Annotated in this window: 13 protein-coding genes; 3 read left to right on the top strand and 10 right to left on the bottom strand. The window is 68.5% G+C overall.

The genetic code is table 11. The features are described from left to right. Nucleotides 1–75 precede the first annotated feature (75 nt). From AB4Y98_RS10065 to AB4Y98_RS10035, 7 genes are all read right to left on the bottom strand, one after another. The gene (locus tag AB4Y98_RS10065; RefSeq protein WP_442244280.1) at nt 76–1,680 is read right to left on the bottom strand and encodes a glucan biosynthesis protein; all 1,605 of its coding nucleotides are present in this window, start codon (nt 1,678–1,680) and stop codon (nt 76–78) included. 48 nt (nt 1,681–1,728) lie between these two features. Next, nucleotides 1,729–4,194, bottom strand: a complete 2,466-nt coding sequence (locus tag AB4Y98_RS10060; protein WP_442244279.1) for a protein kinase domain-containing protein — start codon at nt 4,192–4,194, stop codon at nt 1,729–1,731. 18 nt (nt 4,195–4,212) lie between these two features. Beyond that, nucleotides 4,213–4,779 carry an ECF-type sigma factor gene (locus AB4Y98_RS10055; RefSeq protein WP_025875449.1) on the bottom strand — a complete coding sequence of 189 codons (567 nt, stop codon included), beginning with the start codon at nt 4,777–4,779 and terminating at the stop codon, nt 4,213–4,215. A gap of 69 nt (nt 4,780–4,848) precedes the next feature. Further along, nucleotides 4,849–5,661: a bifunctional DNA-formamidopyrimidine glycosylase/DNA-(apurinic or apyrimidinic site) lyase gene (mutM, locus tag AB4Y98_RS10050; RefSeq protein ID WP_313252024.1), complete on the bottom strand. Its 813-nt coding sequence runs from the start codon at nt 5,659–5,661 to the stop codon at nt 4,849–4,851. 82 nt (nt 5,662–5,743) lie between these two features. Next, complete coding sequence (locus tag AB4Y98_RS10045; protein ID WP_313252026.1) at nt 5,744–6,562, bottom strand: hypothetical protein; 819 nt, start codon at nt 6,560–6,562, stop codon at nt 5,744–5,746. Nucleotides 6,563–6,790: 228 nt separating this feature from the next. Further along, a complete protein-coding gene (locus AB4Y98_RS10040; protein WP_025875455.1) occupies nt 6,791–7,126 on the bottom strand; it encodes an EF-hand domain-containing protein in 336 nt (111 codons plus the stop codon). Beyond that, nucleotides 7,123–8,325, bottom strand: coding sequence for a DesA family fatty acid desaturase (locus AB4Y98_RS10035; protein ID WP_442244278.1), 1,203 nt, complete (start codon nt 8,323–8,325; stop codon nt 7,123–7,125). Before AB4Y98_RS10035 ends, AB4Y98_RS10040 begins: the two co-directional genes overlap by 4 nt. A gap of 179 nt (nt 8,326–8,504) precedes the next feature. On the opposite strand from AB4Y98_RS10035, the gene AB4Y98_RS10030 reads away from it, so the two are divergent. Then, nucleotides 8,505–9,299 carry an ABC transporter ATP-binding protein gene (locus AB4Y98_RS10030; protein ID WP_442244283.1) on the top strand — a complete coding sequence of 265 codons (795 nt, stop codon included), beginning with the start codon at nt 8,505–8,507 and terminating at the stop codon, nt 9,297–9,299. Between the two features lie 46 nt (nt 9,300–9,345). Here the strand turns inward: AB4Y98_RS10030 and AB4Y98_RS10025 are convergent, their stop codons facing one another. After that, nucleotides 9,346–10,545, bottom strand: coding sequence for a DUF4785 domain-containing protein (locus tag AB4Y98_RS10025; RefSeq protein WP_442244277.1), 1,200 nt, complete (start codon nt 10,543–10,545; stop codon nt 9,346–9,348). Nucleotides 10,546–10,556: 11 nt separating this feature from the next. Further along, nucleotides 10,557–11,435, bottom strand: coding sequence for a hypothetical protein (locus AB4Y98_RS10020; protein ID WP_089241829.1), 879 nt, complete (start codon nt 11,433–11,435; stop codon nt 10,557–10,559). Nucleotides 11,436–11,668: 233 nt separating this feature from the next. Here AB4Y98_RS10020 and AB4Y98_RS10015 point away from each other — a divergent pair, with 233 nt between their 5' ends. Next, nucleotides 11,669–12,511, top strand: a complete 843-nt coding sequence (locus AB4Y98_RS10015; RefSeq protein WP_442244276.1) for an acid phosphatase — start codon at nt 11,669–11,671, stop codon at nt 12,509–12,511. A 148-nt stretch (nt 12,512–12,659) separates the two neighbouring features. Here AB4Y98_RS10015 and AB4Y98_RS10010 read toward each other — a convergent pair whose 3' ends face one another. Next, the gene (locus AB4Y98_RS10010; protein WP_442244275.1) at nt 12,660–14,930 is read right to left on the bottom strand and encodes a TonB-dependent receptor; all 2,271 of its coding nucleotides are present in this window, start codon (nt 14,928–14,930) and stop codon (nt 12,660–12,662) included. Between the two features lie 159 nt (nt 14,931–15,089). Here AB4Y98_RS10010 and AB4Y98_RS10005 point away from each other — a divergent pair, with 159 nt between their 5' ends. Beyond that, on the top strand, nt 15,090–16,094 hold the full coding sequence (locus tag AB4Y98_RS10005) for a TIGR00266 family protein (RefSeq protein ID WP_442244274.1): 1,005 nt from the start codon (nt 15,090–15,092) through the stop codon (nt 16,092–16,094). The last annotated feature ends 20 nt before the right edge of the window (nt 16,095–16,114 follow it).

Here is a 16,114-nt window from a genome sequence, read left to right as displayed (position 1 = left end):
CTGTTGCTGCTGAGGTTGCCGGCCAGCGGCCGGCACTACAGCGGGTGCAGGGCGCAGCCCTGCCGATAAACCCTCTTAGTACAGCGTGCGCTCCGGCGCACCAGCCGGCGGCGGGGTGTACTGGTACAGCCAGGTTTCGGTGAGGGTCTTGCCGCCACTGCGCAGGTACAGGCGGATGTCGATCTGCTCGCTGCTGCCCTCCGGCGGCACCAGGTCGAACATCGCGCGGTAGCCCTTGATCTCGCGCAGCGGCCGCGCCGAGACGATCTCCACCCGGCCACGGCTGGTTTCGACAACCGCTTCGACATCGGCTTTGTCGATCAGGCTGGCCAGTTCGCCGCCTTCGAAGTCGACCGCAAAGCGCCACGAGAAATACTCGCGCTTCTTGCCGATCACCCCGCCCAGGCCGGTGCGGCTGGCCACGCAATGGGCCAGCGGCGTATGCGCCGGCGGCTGTGCGCCCCAGTACAGCCGGTAGCCGACCAGCAGTTCCTTGCCCGGCTGCGGCTTTTCCTTCGGGTTCCAGAACGCCACGATGTTGTCGAAGGTTTCATCGACGGTGGGAATCTCCACCAGCTGCACCGAGCCCTCGCCCCAATCACCCTTCGGCTCCACCCACAGGCACGGGCGCTTCTCGTAGAACACGCCGTCGTCCTGGTAGTGGTCGAAGTTGCGGTCACGCTGCAGCAGGCCGAAGCCACGCGGATTGCGGTCGACGAACATGTTGAAGCGCAGGTTGCGCGGGTTCAGCAGCGGCCGCCAGATCCATTCACCAGCGCCGGTCCACAGCGACAGGCCGTCGGTATCGTGGATCTCCGGGCGCCAGTCCCAGCCCATGCGGCGGTCGTTCTCGCCCACCTGGTACATGCTGGTGCAGGGCGCGATGCCGAGGCGCTCGATCGCCTTGCGCGGGTACAGCGCGCTGTCGATGTCCATCAGCAGCACATCACCGTTGGTGACGGCGAAGCGGTAGGCACCGGCCACGCTGGGCGAATCCAGCAGCGCGTAGACGATGAGGGTGTCCGAGTCGGCCGCAGGCTGTTCCAGGTAATAGGCGATGAAGTCCGGGAATTCCTCCGGCTTGCCCATGCCGGTGTCGATGGCCAGGCCACGCGCGGACTGGCCGTACTGGCCTTCCTTGCCCACTGCGCGGAAGTAGCTGGCACCCAGGAACGCGGCGAAATCGCGGTCGGTGTCCTTGCGCGTGTTCAGCCGGAACCCGGCGAAGCCGAGGTCGGCCGGCAGCTCACCATTCTTCAACCCGCTCTTGCCGTAGTTGAACGCGGCGCCGTCATAGGCCAGTTCCTGCGCCTTGCCGTCGACCACGTCGTACATGCGCACGGGCGAATGGAAGTACAGACCCAGGTGGAAGAACTTGGCCTGGAACTTACCCGGCTGGTCGGCCCACAGGGCGTGGTCCTGGCGATAGCCGATCGACTGGTACTGATCCCAGTCCAGCGCCTCCAGCTTGCCCGGCAGCACCCGCTTGTGGCTTTGGTAGGGCGCCTGTGCCAGCGCGCGCGCCTGACCCTTCAGGGTGGCGAAATCGAACGGCTGCGGCTGGCCAAGCCGGCGCAGCCCAAGCTGGCCACTCTTGCTGGCCGCACAGGCCGGCAGTGACGGCAGGCCGAAGGCGGCCAGGGCCAGGGAGGCATTGCGGATGAAGTCGCGTCGTTGCATGCAGGCGCGGGAGCAAAGGAAAGGTCGGCCATCATAGGCAGACAAACGTTAACGGGCAGCGGTGGACTCGATACCCTGTTCAGCCTGCGCCAATGCCGCAAGGCGGGCATCAAGCTCCTGCAGGGCCGGTGCCTGCGGACCGCGCTGGGCCAGCAGCAGCTGCCGTGCCTCGGCCAGCACGATGCGGGCCTGCGCGATCTGGCCGGCCTCCTGCAGGGCCTGCCCCTGTGCAAGCAGCGCCTGCGGCAGCAGGGCGACGTGATCCGGTTGGCGCCAGATCGCCACCGCACGGGCATAGTGCGCTGCCGCCGCCGAGGGGTCGCCGCTGGCGCTGGCCCATTTCCCCAGCGCGAACTCGCCGTAGCCGATCTCGCGATGATCCGGGCCCAGGGCACCGAGCAGCTGTGCCTGTACCTGCCGCAGTTCCTGCCCGGCCAGCGCGTGCTGGCCACGCTGCAGGGCCAGCAGCGCGCGTGCGCGGCGTACCACCAGCGCCTCCGGGTGGCGCGGCCCCCATGCCTCCTGTGCTGCCTGCCAGGCCAGCTCCAGCTCGGCCGCTGCCGCCTGCGTGTCGCCCTGCCGGGCCAGCACATCGCCCAGCTGGCGATGCAGGCTGATCACCTGCGGGCTGCTGGCGTCGGCGCGTTGGCCGAGCAGGGCCAGCGCCTGCCGGTACCCCGCCAGCGCCGCCGGCAGGCGTCCGGCGGCGGCGTCCAGAGCGGCCAGATCAGCCAGTGATTCAGCACGCCCGAAGCGCTCGACAAGCCCTTGGTGGCGCAGCGCCAGCGCCTGCTGGAACGACCGTCGCGCCGCATCGGCGTCACCCAGCTGGGCCTGGCAACGCCCAAGCTGGCTGTGGAACTCGGCCACGGCCGCCGGCAATACCGCCGCCTTGCTGGCCGCCAGCGGTTGCAGTGGCTGCAGGTGCGCGAGGCACTCGCGCCCTCGGCCGAGCATGCGCAGTGCGCGCCCGCGCTGGGTAACCGCCTCGATCTGCAGCGCCGGCGGCACCTCGCCCACCTCCTGCAGCAGCCGGCGCTGCTGGTCCAGGGTCTGCAGCGCCAGCTGGTAGTCGCCCAGGCCGATACGCAGGCGGCCGATCACCCCTTGCAGCTCGGCCAGCGCCAGCGGCTGGTCAGCCAGTTCGGCTTCGCCCCGTTGCTGGCCGGTGGCCAGCAACTGCGGCACGTCGAAATGGCCGTGGCGCTGGCTGGCCGCCTTGTCGAACAGGCCAACAGTGAAATCCTGCATGGCCTGCGCACGCGCCATTTCCGCCCGCGCCTGGCGCAACTGCCACAGGGCGAAGGACGTGGTCCCCAACAGGGCCAGCGCGGCCAGCCCGGCCAGCGCCACGCCCCAGCGATGGCGGCCCACGTACTTTCGCACCCGGTAACCCACGCCCGGCGGACGCGCCTGGATCGGCTGCCCCTGCAGGTAGCGGCGCAGGTCGCCGGCCAGTGCTTCGGCCGAGCTGTAGCGCTGCTGCGGGTCTTTCTGCAGGGCCTTTTCCAGCAGCACGTCCAGATCGCCACGCAGTCGCTTGGCCTGCCGCAGCAGCGCCCGTCTCGGTGCTCCCGGCTCGGCGGCCAGCCGTTGCAGCAGCGCCGAGGCACGCGGTGCCTGCACATCCAGGATCGAGCGCTCCCATTCCGCGTCACTGTGCCGGCGCAACCGATACGGCTTGTGCCCGGTGACCACCTCGAACAGCACCACGCCCAGCGAATAGACGTCGGTCAGGGTCGTCACCGCCTCGCCACGCACCTGCTCCGGCGCGGCGTAGTGCAGGGTAAACGCGCGGATTTCGGTAGCCGGATGGGCCGCGTTCGGATCGTCGTGGTCGAGCAGCTTGGCGATGCCGAAGTCGAGCAGTTTCACCGTGCCATCGGCGCGTACCAGGATGTTGGAGGGCTTCAGGTCGCGGTGCACCACCAGGTTCGCATGCGCATGGCTGACCACCGCGCAGACCTGCAGCATCAGCTGCAGCCGCGTTTCCAGCGGCGGTTGCAGGCGCCGGCAGTAGTCGCTGATCGGCTCGCCTTCCACGTAATCCAGCGCCAGGTAGGGCTGCCCGTGCTGGTCCACCCCGGCGTCCAGCAGTTGTGCCAGGTGCGGGTGCTGCAGGCGGGCCAGGATCTGCCGCTCGCGGCCGAAGCGCTGGCGCAGGCCCGGATCGGCGACGCCACTGCGCAGCAGCTTCAGCGCGACCTGGCGCTGGTACAGGCCATCGCAGCGCTCGGCCAGCCAGACCTCGCCCATGCCGCCTTCGCCGAGCGGATGCAGCAGCCGATACGGCCCGACCTCGCTTCCGGCGCGGCCTGGCGGTGTAGCGGTCCACAAGGGCTGGGCCATGAACTCGTGGCTGTCGGCCTCCTGCTGCAGCAGGTGTTCCAGCTCGCGGCCCAGCGTCGGGTCCTGCGCGCTCACGCGCTGCAGGCGCAGCTGGCGGGCGGCAGGTGCCAGCTCCAGCAGCTGGTCCAGCCAGGATGACAATTGCTGCCAGCGGGCGGTATCCATGGTGTGGGTGGCGGCGACTCAGTCGCTGCGCATCGCGGCCAGCAGGAACAGCCGCGCTTTCTGCCAGTCGCGGCGGATGCTGCGCTCCGAGCGCTGGCTCAATTCGGCGATCTCCAGTTCGGACAAGCCGGCGAAGTAGCGCAGCTCCACCACCTTGGCCAGGTGCGCATCGACGGCCTGCAGGCGTTCCAATGCAACATCGAGGGCCAGCAGATCCTCGTCCAGGCGCACGCCGCTGCTGCTGTTCTCGGGAATCTCGGCCACCCGCTTGAGGTCGCCACCGCGCTTGCGCGCCAGCCGGTTGCGCGCGTAATCGACGACCACGCTGCGCATCGCCGACGCCGCATAGGCGAAGAAGTGCGCACGGTCCTCGAAGCGCGCCGCACCGCGGCTGCCCAGCAGTTTCAGGTAGGACTCGTGGACCAGCGAGGTCGCATCCAGGGTGCGTCCCTGCTGCCCGGCCAGCTGCCGCCGGGCCATGCTGTGCAGTTCCTGGTACAGGGTGGTCAGCACACGGTCGAGCGCGGCGCGGTCGCCACCGCGCGCAGCATCCAGCCATACGGTGATATCCGGGCCTTCGTCCATCGCCAACGCTCCCCCGCAGCGGATGTCGGCTGGACTATAGCGCTGCACGTGTGCAGCGCATGAAGACGTTCAGCGCTGGCAGCGACTGCACCACACGCTTGCCCGCTGGCCGATCATGGCGTGCTTGAGCGGGCGGCCGCAGCCAGGGCACGGCAGGCCATCGCGGCCATAGACCAGCAGCTCCTGCTCGAAGTAGCCCGGCGCGCCGTCGGGGCTGATGAAATCGCGCAGGGTGGTGCCGCCGCGGGTGATGGCGTAGTCCAGCGTTTCCTTCACTGCCGTGGCCAGCCGCCGATAGCGCTCGCGGGTGACCTTGCCGGCCTCGCGCAGCGGGCTGATCCCCGCCTTGTACAGGCTCTCGGCGGCATAGATGTTGCCCACCCCGACCACCACCGCCTGGTCCATCAGGAAGGTCTTCACCGGCGCGCTGCGGCCGCGGCTGCGGGCGAACAGGTAGTCGCCGTCGAAGGCGTCGTCCAGCGGCTCCGGGCCCAGCCCCTGCAGCAGCGGGTGGATCTCGCCAGCCGGCTGCCAGAGCAGGCTGCCGAAGCGGCGCGGGTCGTTGAAACGCAGCAGGCGGCCGTTGTCCAGGCTGATGTCCACATGGTCATGCGCGCGCAACGGGGTGTCGCCGGGCAGCACGCGCAGGCTGCCGGACATGCCCAGGTGCAGCACGGCGCTGCCGATGGCGGTATCCAGCAGCAGGTACTTGGCACGGCGGCGCACGTCTTCGATGCGCTGGCCGGGCAGCAGCTCGGCCACTTCCGGCGGGATCGGCCAACGCAGGTCGGCGCGGCGCAGGATCACGCCATGGACGCGGCGGCCTTCCAGATGCGGCGCCAGGCCGCGGCGGGTGGTTTCTACTTCGGGCAGTTCAGGCATGGGACGATTCTATGCCCTCCTGCCCTGCGGGCAGCGCGGCCATCACCGCCTGGGTGCAACGCACCCCGGCGGCGTGCCGCCATCAGGCGTCCTGGCCCACTTCGGCCGAGGCCGCGTCGGTGGCCTCTGGCGGCGGCGCCACGGTCGCCGCCGGGGTGCCGTCCGGGAACAGGGTCGGCAGTGTGGCGGCGAAGCTGGCCACGCACGCTTCGGCGTAGCGCTCGGCAGTCTGCCGGGCCAACGCGTAGTCATCGGCCTGCCACGCTTCCAGCGACGCCGAGACCGGTTCGGCAATGCGGCAATGCGCGCCTTCGCCACCGGTCAGGCGCATGGTCGGCAGCTTGCGTCGGTATGGAAAGCCCAGGTCCACGTTCTGGCGCAGTTCGTATTCGGTCCCGGCATTGCCGAGCTCCTTGTAGATCAGGGTGAAGTCCCCCACGGTGACCTGCACCGGCCGCGACTGCTCGGGGATGGCGCCGGGATGGGCGCTGAAGTAGGCCGCCAAGGCCGCGCGTGCCTGCTGCTCCATCGAACTGAAGGCCGGGTTCGGCACGGTGTCCACACGGGTACCTTTCAGCTGGTCCTTCCTGAAACCGCTGCCGCCTATGACACCGGCGAACAGCGATACGGCAGCCTGTGCTGCGATGACCTTGCCGGTGGTGGAACGCTGCACCAGACGCAGCGTCCGGTCGCCGATCGGCTGGCCATCGGCATTGGTCTCCAGTTTGGTACTGGTCGGAACCCGATGTTCCCAGGCAGGTGCTGCCGGTGCGGTATCCGAGGCCTGCTGCGGTTCGGCGTCGGCCGCCACGGCTATAGCCGGCTCGTCGGCCAGTGCCGGTGCAGCCCAGGCGACGCCGCCAAGCAGAATGGCGGTGAGAAGGGTAGGTTTGGCATTCATTGGGGGGGTCTTGGGCATCGGTCAGGTCAGTGCGGGCGATCCCAACGCGCAGCGATCATCGCAACGGCACTGCTCCAACCTCCATGTCCCCACAACCGCGTTCCATCACGGTCGACATGCCAAGCCCGCACTGTCTCTGCTGATCGACCGGTACGCCGGGTTCGAGTCGTAGAGACCATCGGCAGCGCGCCGACGAACTTTAGCCGGGCACGCTACGACTGGCGCCGCTCAGCGCGGCGGTGCAGCCAGTTCCCGTGCATCCAGGAATCCGTCACCGTTGGCGTCCTGCTTGTGGAAGCGCTGCACGATCACCTGCCGCTGCTGTTCGCGGGTGATGGCCCTGCCTTTGCCACCGGGCAGCTCGTCGGCGGTCAGCACGCCATCGCCGTTGCGGTCCATGCGATCGAAGGCATACAGCATCCACTGCAGGTACTCGGCTTCACTGACCTTGCCGTCGCCATCGCTGTCCATGCGCTGCAGATAGCTGGCAGTGTCGCTGACCTGGGCCTGCACGGCAGGTGCGCACACGGCGGCCAGCAGCAATGCCGTCAGCGCAGCCCTCATCCGCCCACCAGGGTGTAGCCCTTCAGTCGCGCGGCATAGGCCTGCAGCGCGGCGATGCCGCTTTCCTCGGCCTCGCGGCACCAGGCCTGCAGTTGACGCAGGCGCTCGGCGGCATCGTGGCCGCGTGCTTCCAGCAGCGTTGCCAGGCGCGCGCGATATTCCACCAGGGTGCGGATGCGCGGGCGCTGGGCGACCCATTCGCTGAGCTGGGCGCGGCTGTCCGGCTTCAACCAGCGGCCGTCGTTGACCAGGCCACGGCGCAGCCGGCGCGGCAGCAACCGGCGCAGCTTGGCACCCGCGTATCGCGCTTCTTCGCGCAATGCCGGCATGAACACGTTGCGCTGGTAGTCGGTCATCGCCTGGAAGCGATGCGACAGCAGTGCCTTCAGGGTATCGGCGTCGGGCACGGCGATGTTCGGGCGCACGTCCATGGCCGGCGCGACACGCAGGACCTTGGCCAGGCGCAATGCCTGCAGCAGGCGGATCGCACTCCAGCCGATGTCGAATTCCCAGCGCCGCATCGCAAAGCGCGCCGAACTGGGGAACGCATGGTGGTTGTTGTGCAGTTCCTCGCCACCAATCCAGAACGCCCACGGCGTCAGGTTGGTGGAGGTGTCGGCCGACTCGTAGTTGCGGTAGCCCCACCAGTGGCCCAGGCCATTGACCACGCCAGCGGCCCAGAACGGGATCCAGGCCATCTGGATCGCCCACAGGGCGATGCCCGGCAGGCCGAACAGCACCGTGTTGATCGCAAACAGCAGCACCGGGCCGAACGTGGCATAGGGGGTGTACAGGCGGCGCTCGATCGCGTCGTCCGGCGTGCCGCGACCGTACTGTTCGATGTCCGCGCGCATGCCGCGCGCTTCGCGGTAGAGTTCCACGCCGCGCCAGAACACCTGGCCGATGCCACGGGTGACCGGGCTGTGCGGGTCGTCCTCGGTTTCCACCTTGGCGTGGTGCTTGCGATGGATCGCCACCCACTCCTTGGTGATCATCGAGGTGGTCAGCCAGGTCCAGAAGCGGAAGAAGTGCGCGACCACCGGGTGGAAGTCCACGCCCCGATGCGCCTGGCTGCGGTGCAGGTAGAGGGTGACCGAGAAGATCGTGAGCTGGGTGAAGACCAGCAGCACCAGGGCCAGCTGCCACCAGCCCAGGCCCAGCACGCCACCGGTCAGCAGGGACATCAGGGCATCAGGCATGGCGGCTCTCCAGAGCGACACAGGTATGGAAGACATCATGGGCGCTTGCGTTGCAAACTGCACCTTGCACCGCTGGATTGGCAGCGCCATTCCGTGGCTTCGTTCACAGTTGGGGACCCGTGTTGTCGAGCCTTGATCCGCGCACCCGCGCCACACCCCCTGCCCCGCCCGCCGGGGACCTGCCGCCCTTGATCGAACTGGACCGCGCCAGCGTGATGCGCGGCCAGGTGAAGGTCCTGCACGCGCTGAGCCTGCGCATCGCCCAGGGCCAGCACACCGCGCTGCTCGGTCCCAATGGCTGTGGCAAGTCCACCTTCATCAAGCTGATCACCCGCGAGCTGTACCCGCTGGCACAGGCCGACGGCACGGTGGTGGTGAAAGTGCTGGGGCAGAGCCGCTGGCAGGTCGACAGGCTGCGTTCGCAGCTGGGCATCGTCACCGGCGACCTCAGCAGCAACCTGGCCGACATGCCTGGGCTGACGGTGGAGCAGGCGGTGCTGTCGGGGTTCTTCGCCAGTTACGTGGTGCCGGCCTTCCGCGAGGTCACCGCGGACATGCGCATCCGGGTCGGCGAGACCCTGGCGATGACCGGCGCATCGGCCCTGCGTGAACGTGCCTATGCCGAGTTGTCGGCCGGCGAGACCCGCCGCGTGCTGATCGCCCGCGCACTGGTCAATCGACCACAGGCGCTGCTGCTGGATGAACCCTCCACCGGGCTGGACCTGGTAGCCCGCCAGCAGTTGATCGCCACCATGCGCGTGCTTGCGCAGCAGGGCATCACCCTGGTGCTGGTCACCCACCACATCGAGGAAGTGATTCCCGAGATCGAGCGCGTGGTGCTGCTGCGCGATGGCCGCGTGGTGGCCGATGGAGCGCGCGCCGAGCTGCTGCGCGACGAACCGCTGTCGGCCGTGTTCGGCGGCGCGATCACGGTGGTGGAACAGGAAGGACGGCTGACCGCGTACGCGGGGTGACACCGCGTCTGTGGCGGGCCGGACGTCCGGCCCGCCACGCCCTGCTTCAGAACCGCAACGCCAGCGCGCGCGACTCGATCGGTGCCATCCGGCTCTGGTCCTGCAGCTGCAGGTCGCGCAGTTCATAGGGCGCACCGAAGCCGGCAGGCAACGCGGCCTGGTCGAAGGGCAGTACCAGCGCGCCGCGGCCCGGGCCATCGAACCACGCTGCGGCATGCGCCTGCGCCACCGGCTGCAACTGGCCGTTGGCTGCGGTGGCATACAGGGTGCCACGCGCCTCGTAGCGGCCGGCGGCGGCCACCTGCAACGGCAGACTGACCTGGCGGCTGGAGGGATCGGGCATGGCCTGGCCGACGAAGCGGGCAGTCGGCCTGGCCACCGCGAAGGCGACCTTGCCATCGCGCAGCACGCCGTCGGCCTGGGCGAACACCTGCAGCTCCCACAGGCCCTGCGTGTTGCTGGCCTCGGCCGGAATCCTTACCTGTGCACGCAGGCTGCCATCGGTGGTGCGCAGCAACCGCTGCGGCCAGCTGCGGCCATCGGGTGCGACCAGCAACGCTTCGCCGCCGAGGCTGCCACGCCGTGCACGCAACGCCGCCGCGCTGGCCCCGTCTTCCAGCAGACGCGCCTGCAGCTGCACGTTGCCACCAGCCAACACCTGCGCCTGGCTGGCCTGCACTTCCATCCGCAGCGGGCTGTTGGGCTCCAGCACCTGCACCACATAGCGGCCCTGCGCCTGCGCACTCTGCAGGCGGTAAACACCGGCCACGCTGGTGGTACCGGTGCGCAGCATGCTGCTGCCATCGCCGACCGGCATGCCCGCATCCTGCAGCTGGCGTGCGTCGACACTGCGCGCGACGCTGCTGCGCCCCGCCGGATCACGTACCTGCAGCGAGCTTGCCGGCAGCGCGCGGGCGCCCGGCGCCGGGCTGAGCTGGATCACCGCATCCGGTGCGCTCAGGGGCAGTTCCAGGCCGCGCTGCAGTTCGGCAGCGTCGACCTGCTGCCAGTAGCTGCGGCTGATGGCGGCCTGGGGACCGGGAGCCTGCAGTGGCTGTGCCGGGTCCAGCGCCCAGGCGAAGGCCAGCGGCGAGTGCTCGCTTTCATCGGCCGGCAGCGGCGCGGCAACCAGGCCGGCGGGAATCTGGTCGCCAGCGGCGACGCGTAGCGGCTGCGCGGCCTGCGCCGATGCGCTGGAAAGGACTGCCAGCACGGCGGCAGCCAGCAAGGTGGAATGGATCGTCATGGTCATCTCCCTCACTGGGTCAGGTCGTTGCGCAGGATGCTGCCGAGGCCGAAGCACTCGCGGCGGCTCTGGTTGTGGCTGAGCGGCTCGGCGCCCTGGGTGCGCGCCTTGTCGGTGAACCACAGGGTGCCGGCCGCCTTCTGGCTGCTGCATTCAAGGAAACCGTCCGAGCACGACGACAGCCAGTTCTGGGTGAACTCCAGGCCGACGTTGGCGGCGTAGCCACCGCAGTAGCTGTTGCTGTCCCACACCGCCGACTCGACATCGCTGCCGACCACTGCGCGGAACGGCTTGGGCAGGGCCGGGCGGCCGGCGGTGCCGTACAGGTTCTGCGCGTTGTAGGTGGCCATGTGTCCCACCTGCTGCATGCGCACGGCATCGCTCTTGTAGCCCAGCAGCCAGCCCAGCGAGGTTTCGAAGGTATTGCCGTTGAGCACGGCGTCGGCCAGCGGCGTACCTGCCGAGGAGGGCGCCAGCGCAGTGACCTTGCGCACCCGGTTGATGATCTTCGGGTAGCGGCTGTCGTAGGTGGGGTTGGACAGGATCCAGCGCATCACGTTGCCGCCGTTGGAATGGGTGATCACCACCAGCTGGGTGATGCCACGGCTGTCGATGAAGCCGGTGAGCTGGTTGGCCAGGCAACCGGCCGCTTCCGGCTTCCACATGTACTGGGTGAAGTCGCAGTTGATGACCACGTAGTTGCTGCTGTTCGGCAGGCCCTGGCGGACGGTGTCGATGATCGCCGGCTGCCAGTAGTCCTGCGTGGCATTGGTCTGCGCGCCGGTGCCATGCACGAAGGCCACGCCGTAGACGTCGGCGGCCTGCGCCGGGGCGGTCGCCAGCCCCAGGACCAGGGCCAGGACGGTACTTCCTGTTGCGGTGCTGCGCATCGCTTCTCTCCCTTTCAGCGGATCCCCCCGGCCCGGCTGTGACCTGATGCTCGTGGCGGCAGCGCGTGAAAGTCCGTGCGCTGCGCCCGGATTCAGGAGATTGCCGACAATTGATGACCGTTTTCATCCAGTGCAGCGGGACCATGCCGGGTCTGGCCGTATGACCGATGGACGCTGCGGCCGGCAATCGAGGCTGCGATCATGGCCGGCGAGTTCCCTGCCCGAGTCTGCCCATGTCGTCGATCCTCCCCCCTGCCCGGCCGCTGCTGGGCCTGGCCATCGCGTTGTCGCTGGCCGGCTGCGCCGCCACCACCGCCAGCAAACCGACCGCCGTCGAAGCCAACGTCACCACCAAGGCCGTGGGCTACCTGGACAAGACCGCAGTGCCGGCCAGCATCGATCTGGTGCCGGCACCACCGGCCGCCGGCTCGGCGGCCTTTGCGCTGGACGAGCAGGTCAGCCGTGAAGCACGCGCGCTGCGCGGCAGCCCGCGCTTCGCCCAGGCAAGTGTCGATGCCGAACTCGGCTTCCCGGAAGGCGCCAACCACTTTTCCTGCGCCGCCGACATCGACGTCGATGCAGTGAAGACCCCGGCCCTGTACCGCCTGCTGGAGCGCAGCCGCATCGACGCCAGTGCTGCCACCAAGGCCGCCAAGAACAAGTACCAGCGCCCGCGTCCTTTCATGGTCAACGGCGAGCCGACCTGCTCGCCGAAGGATGAGGAGGGCCTGCGCAGCAACGGCTCCTACCCGTCCGGCCACACCTCGATCGGCTGGGCATGGGCATTGATCCTGTCGGAGATCGCACCGGACCGCGCCGATGCCATCCAGGCCCGTGGCCGCAACTACGGCGAGAGCCGCCTGGTGTGCAACGTGCACTGGCAGAGCGACATCCTCGAAGGCCGCTTCATGGGCGCAACCGCCGTTGCCCGCCTGCATGACAACGCCGCGTTCAACAAGGATCTGCTGACCGCACGCAAGGAAATCGCTGCCGCGCGCAAGGCCGGCCTGCATTCCAGCCGCGACTGCGCCACCGAAAACGCCGTGCTGAAGGTGCGCCCGCAGAGCGCGCTGTAAGCGCGCGCCGGATCGCGTGTTGCCGGCCAGCGGCCGGCACTACCGGACGCGACGCATGGGTAGCGCCGGGCCATGCCCGGCGGACGCGAAAAACAGAAGGGCCGGCATTACGCCGGCCCTTCGTCATTGCATCACTGCTGCAACCGCATCAGAACTTCGCGGTGAACTCCACGCCCCAGGTCCGCGGCTCGTTGAGGAAGCCGGTCAGGTTGTTGAAGTCGATCGCGCCGACCACGCGGGTCTGGTTGGTCAGGTTGCGGCCGAACACGGCTACGTCGTACTGGCCGTAATCCCAGTTGTAACCAAGGCGCAGGCCACCTTCCAGCGAACTGCGGCCGCGGAATTCCGGCGACTCGTAGATGAAGAAGTTGACCGCACTGCGGTAGGCCCAGTCGGTGTAGGCATACAGCTCGCTGCCATCGCTGAGCGGGAAGCCCACGCGCAGGGTCGCGTTGTGGATCCACTTCGGTGCCTGCGGCAGCGGATTGCCGTTGACCAGCGCATAGGTGCCGCCATTGATGACCGTGGTCGGGTCGGTGATGGTGCAACCGCCGCCACAGACCGCCACCGCCAGGTTCTTGTCCTTGATCTCGGTGTCGTTGTAGCTGCTGCCGAAGGTCAGCAGCACGTTGTCGGCCAGGTAGGCTTCCAGGTCCAGCTCCACGCCCTGGCCGATGGTCTTGTCGGCGTTGAGCAGGGTGGCGGTGTTGTTGGTGCCACCGACGGCAATCAGCTGCTGGCCGTCCACGTCATAGCGGAACACGCTGAAGCCCAGGCGCGCACGACGTTCGAACAGGTCGGCCTTGATGCCGGCTTCGTACGAAATCACCTTCTCCGAATCGGCCTGCGACAGGCCCGGTGCGAACGCCAGGCGACCCTGGATCGACGGTGCGCGGAAGCCCTTGGCCACGCGTGCATAGGCATTGACGTTGTCGGTCAGCTTGTACACGCCGCTGACATCCCAGCTGACGTCGTTGACGTCGGTGTTGGCCAGGTACGGACCGCTGACCGGGGTGCCGAACGGCACGGCCTGCAGCACGCTGGCACTGAAGTCCTTCTTGTCCTGCGTATAGCGCACGCCGGCACGCAGCTTGAAGCGGTCGGTGACATCGAAGTCGCCCGAAGCGAACACCGCCCATGCCTTGTTGCGCTGCTGCTGCACGACGTGGCCGGTCTGCGGGTTGCCCGGGGTCAGCGAGTCGTAGTTGAAGTTGTTGATGGTGACGTCTTCATCGAAGTAGAAGACGCCGGCCTGCCAATCGAAGCGGCCCCATTCGTTGGATTCCACGCGGAATTCCTGGGTCCACTGGCGGTGGTGCGGCAGGCCGTCGGCCGACTCGGACGAGAACGGAATCAGGCCCGGGCCGGAGTTGCCCGCGCCGAGGAACGCCGCACCATAGCCACCGTCGATGTCGCCCCGGTTGAGCGATTCGGCGGTCTCGTAGCCGGTGATCGAATGCAGGGTCACCGAACCGAGGTTCCACTGCAGGCGCGCGCTGCCGCCCCAGGTTTCCAGGTCGGAGAAATTGACGCCGTCGTTGGCGACCTTGTCGCGGTCGAAGTTCTCGACCAGCGCGTTGCCGCCCTTCTCGATGATGTTGGCGCGGAACAGGCGGGCGGTGCCGTTGAGCTTGCGCTTGTGCAGGTTGAACAACGCTTCGAAATCATCGCCTTCGTACAGGAACTGCACGCGGCCGGCGGCTTCGTCATAGCCTTCGAAGCCGCTGTTGGGCGCACCGGCACGGGTGTTGTCGACCCAGTCGTCGCGACGCTGGTAGATGGCCGACACGCGCGCGGACCAGCGGTCGGTCAGCGGGCCGCCGTAGGCGCCCTGCACGTTCCAGCTGTTGTAGGTGCCGTAGCCCACGCGCACGTAGCCATCGGCATCCTGCGACGGCCGCGCCGAATCGAACTTGACCACGCCGGCCGGGGTGTTGCGCCCGAACAGGGTGCCCTGCGGACCACGCAGCACTTCCACACCGGCCAGGTCGAACAGCGGGAAGCCCTTCAGCAGCGGGCTTTCCTGCACCACATCGTCGTACACCAGCGAGACCGGCTGCGATGCATTGAGGTCGAAATCGGTGTTGCCCAGGCCGCGGATGTAGAAGCGCGGGAAGGCACGGCCGTAGGACGACTCGATGTTGAGGCTCGGCACGCGCGCAGCGAGGAAGCGGATGTCATCGCCCGCCGAACCGAGCACGTCGAGCTTTTCGCCCTGGATCGCGCTGATCGCAACCGGCACGTCCTTGGCGTTCTCGACACGACGCTGTGCAGTCACCTGCAGCGCATCGAGGGCGACCGGATCCTTGGCGGCGGGGGTTTCCTGGGCGGCTGCTACCAGCGGCAGCAGGGCGGAAAGAGCGACAACGAGCGGGCGCGCGACCGGAGAGCGGCCACGGGAAGTACGGGTCGGAGACATGGCGGTAGGCTGTGTTTGGAGGGGTGGTAAAACGGCGCTACCAGATAATTGTTGCAATACAGCACCTCCCTCGCAAATGCCGATCGTTCATGGCCGCCTCGCGCGCCGCCGGACGCTGCCGCTAGACTCCGGGTTTTTCCCCGCAACGGACCTGCTGCGATGACCCAGTGGTACTTCCATGCTCCCGGCCAGGCCGACCGTGTCGGTCCGTTCGACGAGGAGGCTGCGCGCCGCTTCGCCCAGGCCAATCCGCGCGCGCTGGCCTGGTGCCAGGGCATGACAGGGTGGACACCGGTGTCCGAAATCGCCGCTTTGCAGCAGGCCGGCACCGGCGCCGCGGCGCCGCCGCCGATGCCTGCAATCCCCCCTGCAGTCGCGACAGCGTCAACCGGTGGCCACGCCGACCGCATCGACTTCCGCATCGTCGGCCATGAAATGCAGTTCGTGGAAATCGAGCTGGATCCCGGCGAAGGTGCGGTGGCTGAGGCCGGCGCGCTGATGTTCAAGGACGCCTCGGTGCAGATGGACACCGTCTTCGGCGGCGGCGCGCGCGGTAGCCAGGGCGGCGGTTTCATGGACAAGGTGATGGCGGCCGGCAAGCGCGTGCTGACCGGTGAGAGCCTGTTTGCCACCGTCTACACGCAGACTGGCCAGGGCCGCGGCAAGGTCGCTTTCGCCGCGCCCTATCCCGGCACCGTGCTGGCGATGAAGCTGGACCAGCACGGCGGGCGCCTGATCTGCCAGAAGGACAGCTTCCTGGCGGGCGCGCGCGGCGTGCAGATCGGCGTGCAGTTCCGGCGCAAGATCATGACCGGCCTGTTCGGCGGCGAGGGCTTCATCATGCAGAAGCTTGAAGGCGATGGCTGGGTGTTCATCCATGCCGGCGGCTGCGTGGTCGAGCGTGAGCTGGCCGCCGGCGAACGCCTGGACGTCGATACCGGCTGCATCGTCGCCTACCACCCGACCGTGGACATGGACGTGCGCCGGGTCAAAGGCATCCGAAGCGTGCTGTTCGGCGGCGAAGGCGTGTTCCTGGCCACGCTGACCGGGCCGGGCAAGGTCTGGCTGCAGTCGCTGCCGTTCTCGCGCCTGGCCGGCCGCATGTGGATGGCCGCGCCGCAGGGCGGCGGCAAGAGCCGCGGCGAGAGTTCGCTGCTGGGCTGAGTGCCCCGGAGGCTGGACGG

It is taken from the genome of Stenotrophomonas sp. 2YAF26 (genome assembly GCF_052114625.1).
GTDB lineage: Bacteria > Pseudomonadota > Gammaproteobacteria > Xanthomonadales > Xanthomonadaceae > Stenotrophomonas > Stenotrophomonas indicatrix.
This window is presented reverse-complemented; position numbering and strand designations above follow the sequence as displayed.

Bases quoted from the DNA above. Each gene is read 5' to 3' on its own strand.
- AB4Y98_RS10025 (WP_442244277.1), bottom strand. From the start codon at position 10,545: ATGACGATCCATTCCACCTTGCTGGCTGCCGCCGTGCTGGCAGTCCTT.
- AB4Y98_RS10015 (WP_442244276.1), top strand. From the start codon at position 11,669: ATGTCGTCGATCCTCCCCCCTGCCCGGCCGCTGCTGGGCCTGGCCATC.
- AB4Y98_RS10065 (WP_442244280.1), bottom strand. From the start codon at position 1,680: ATGCAACGACGCGACTTCATCCGCAATGCCTCCCTGGCCCTGGCCGCC.
- mutM (WP_313252024.1), bottom strand. From the start codon at position 5,661: ATGCCTGAACTGCCCGAAGTAGAAACCACCCGCCGCGGCCTGGCGCCG.
- AB4Y98_RS10005 (WP_442244274.1), top strand. From the start codon at position 15,090: ATGACCCAGTGGTACTTCCATGCTCCCGGCCAGGCCGACCGTGTCGGT.
- AB4Y98_RS10045 (WP_313252026.1), bottom strand. From the start codon at position 6,562: ATGAATGCCAAACCTACCCTTCTCACCGCCATTCTGCTTGGCGGCGTC.
- AB4Y98_RS10040 (WP_025875455.1), bottom strand. From the start codon at position 7,126: ATGAGGGCTGCGCTGACGGCATTGCTGCTGGCCGCCGTGTGCGCACCT.
- AB4Y98_RS10035 (WP_442244278.1), bottom strand. From the start codon at position 8,325: ATGCCTGATGCCCTGATGTCCCTGCTGACCGGTGGCGTGCTGGGCCTG.
- AB4Y98_RS10020 (WP_089241829.1), bottom strand. From the start codon at position 11,435: ATGCGCAGCACCGCAACAGGAAGTACCGTCCTGGCCCTGGTCCTGGGG.
- AB4Y98_RS10055 (WP_025875449.1), bottom strand. From the start codon at position 4,779: ATGGACGAAGGCCCGGATATCACCGTATGGCTGGATGCTGCGCGCGGT.
- AB4Y98_RS10010 (WP_442244275.1), bottom strand. From the start codon at position 14,930: ATGTCTCCGACCCGTACTTCCCGTGGCCGCTCTCCGGTCGCGCGCCCG.
- AB4Y98_RS10060 (WP_442244279.1), bottom strand. From the start codon at position 4,194: ATGGATACCGCCCGCTGGCAGCAATTGTCATCCTGGCTGGACCAGCTG.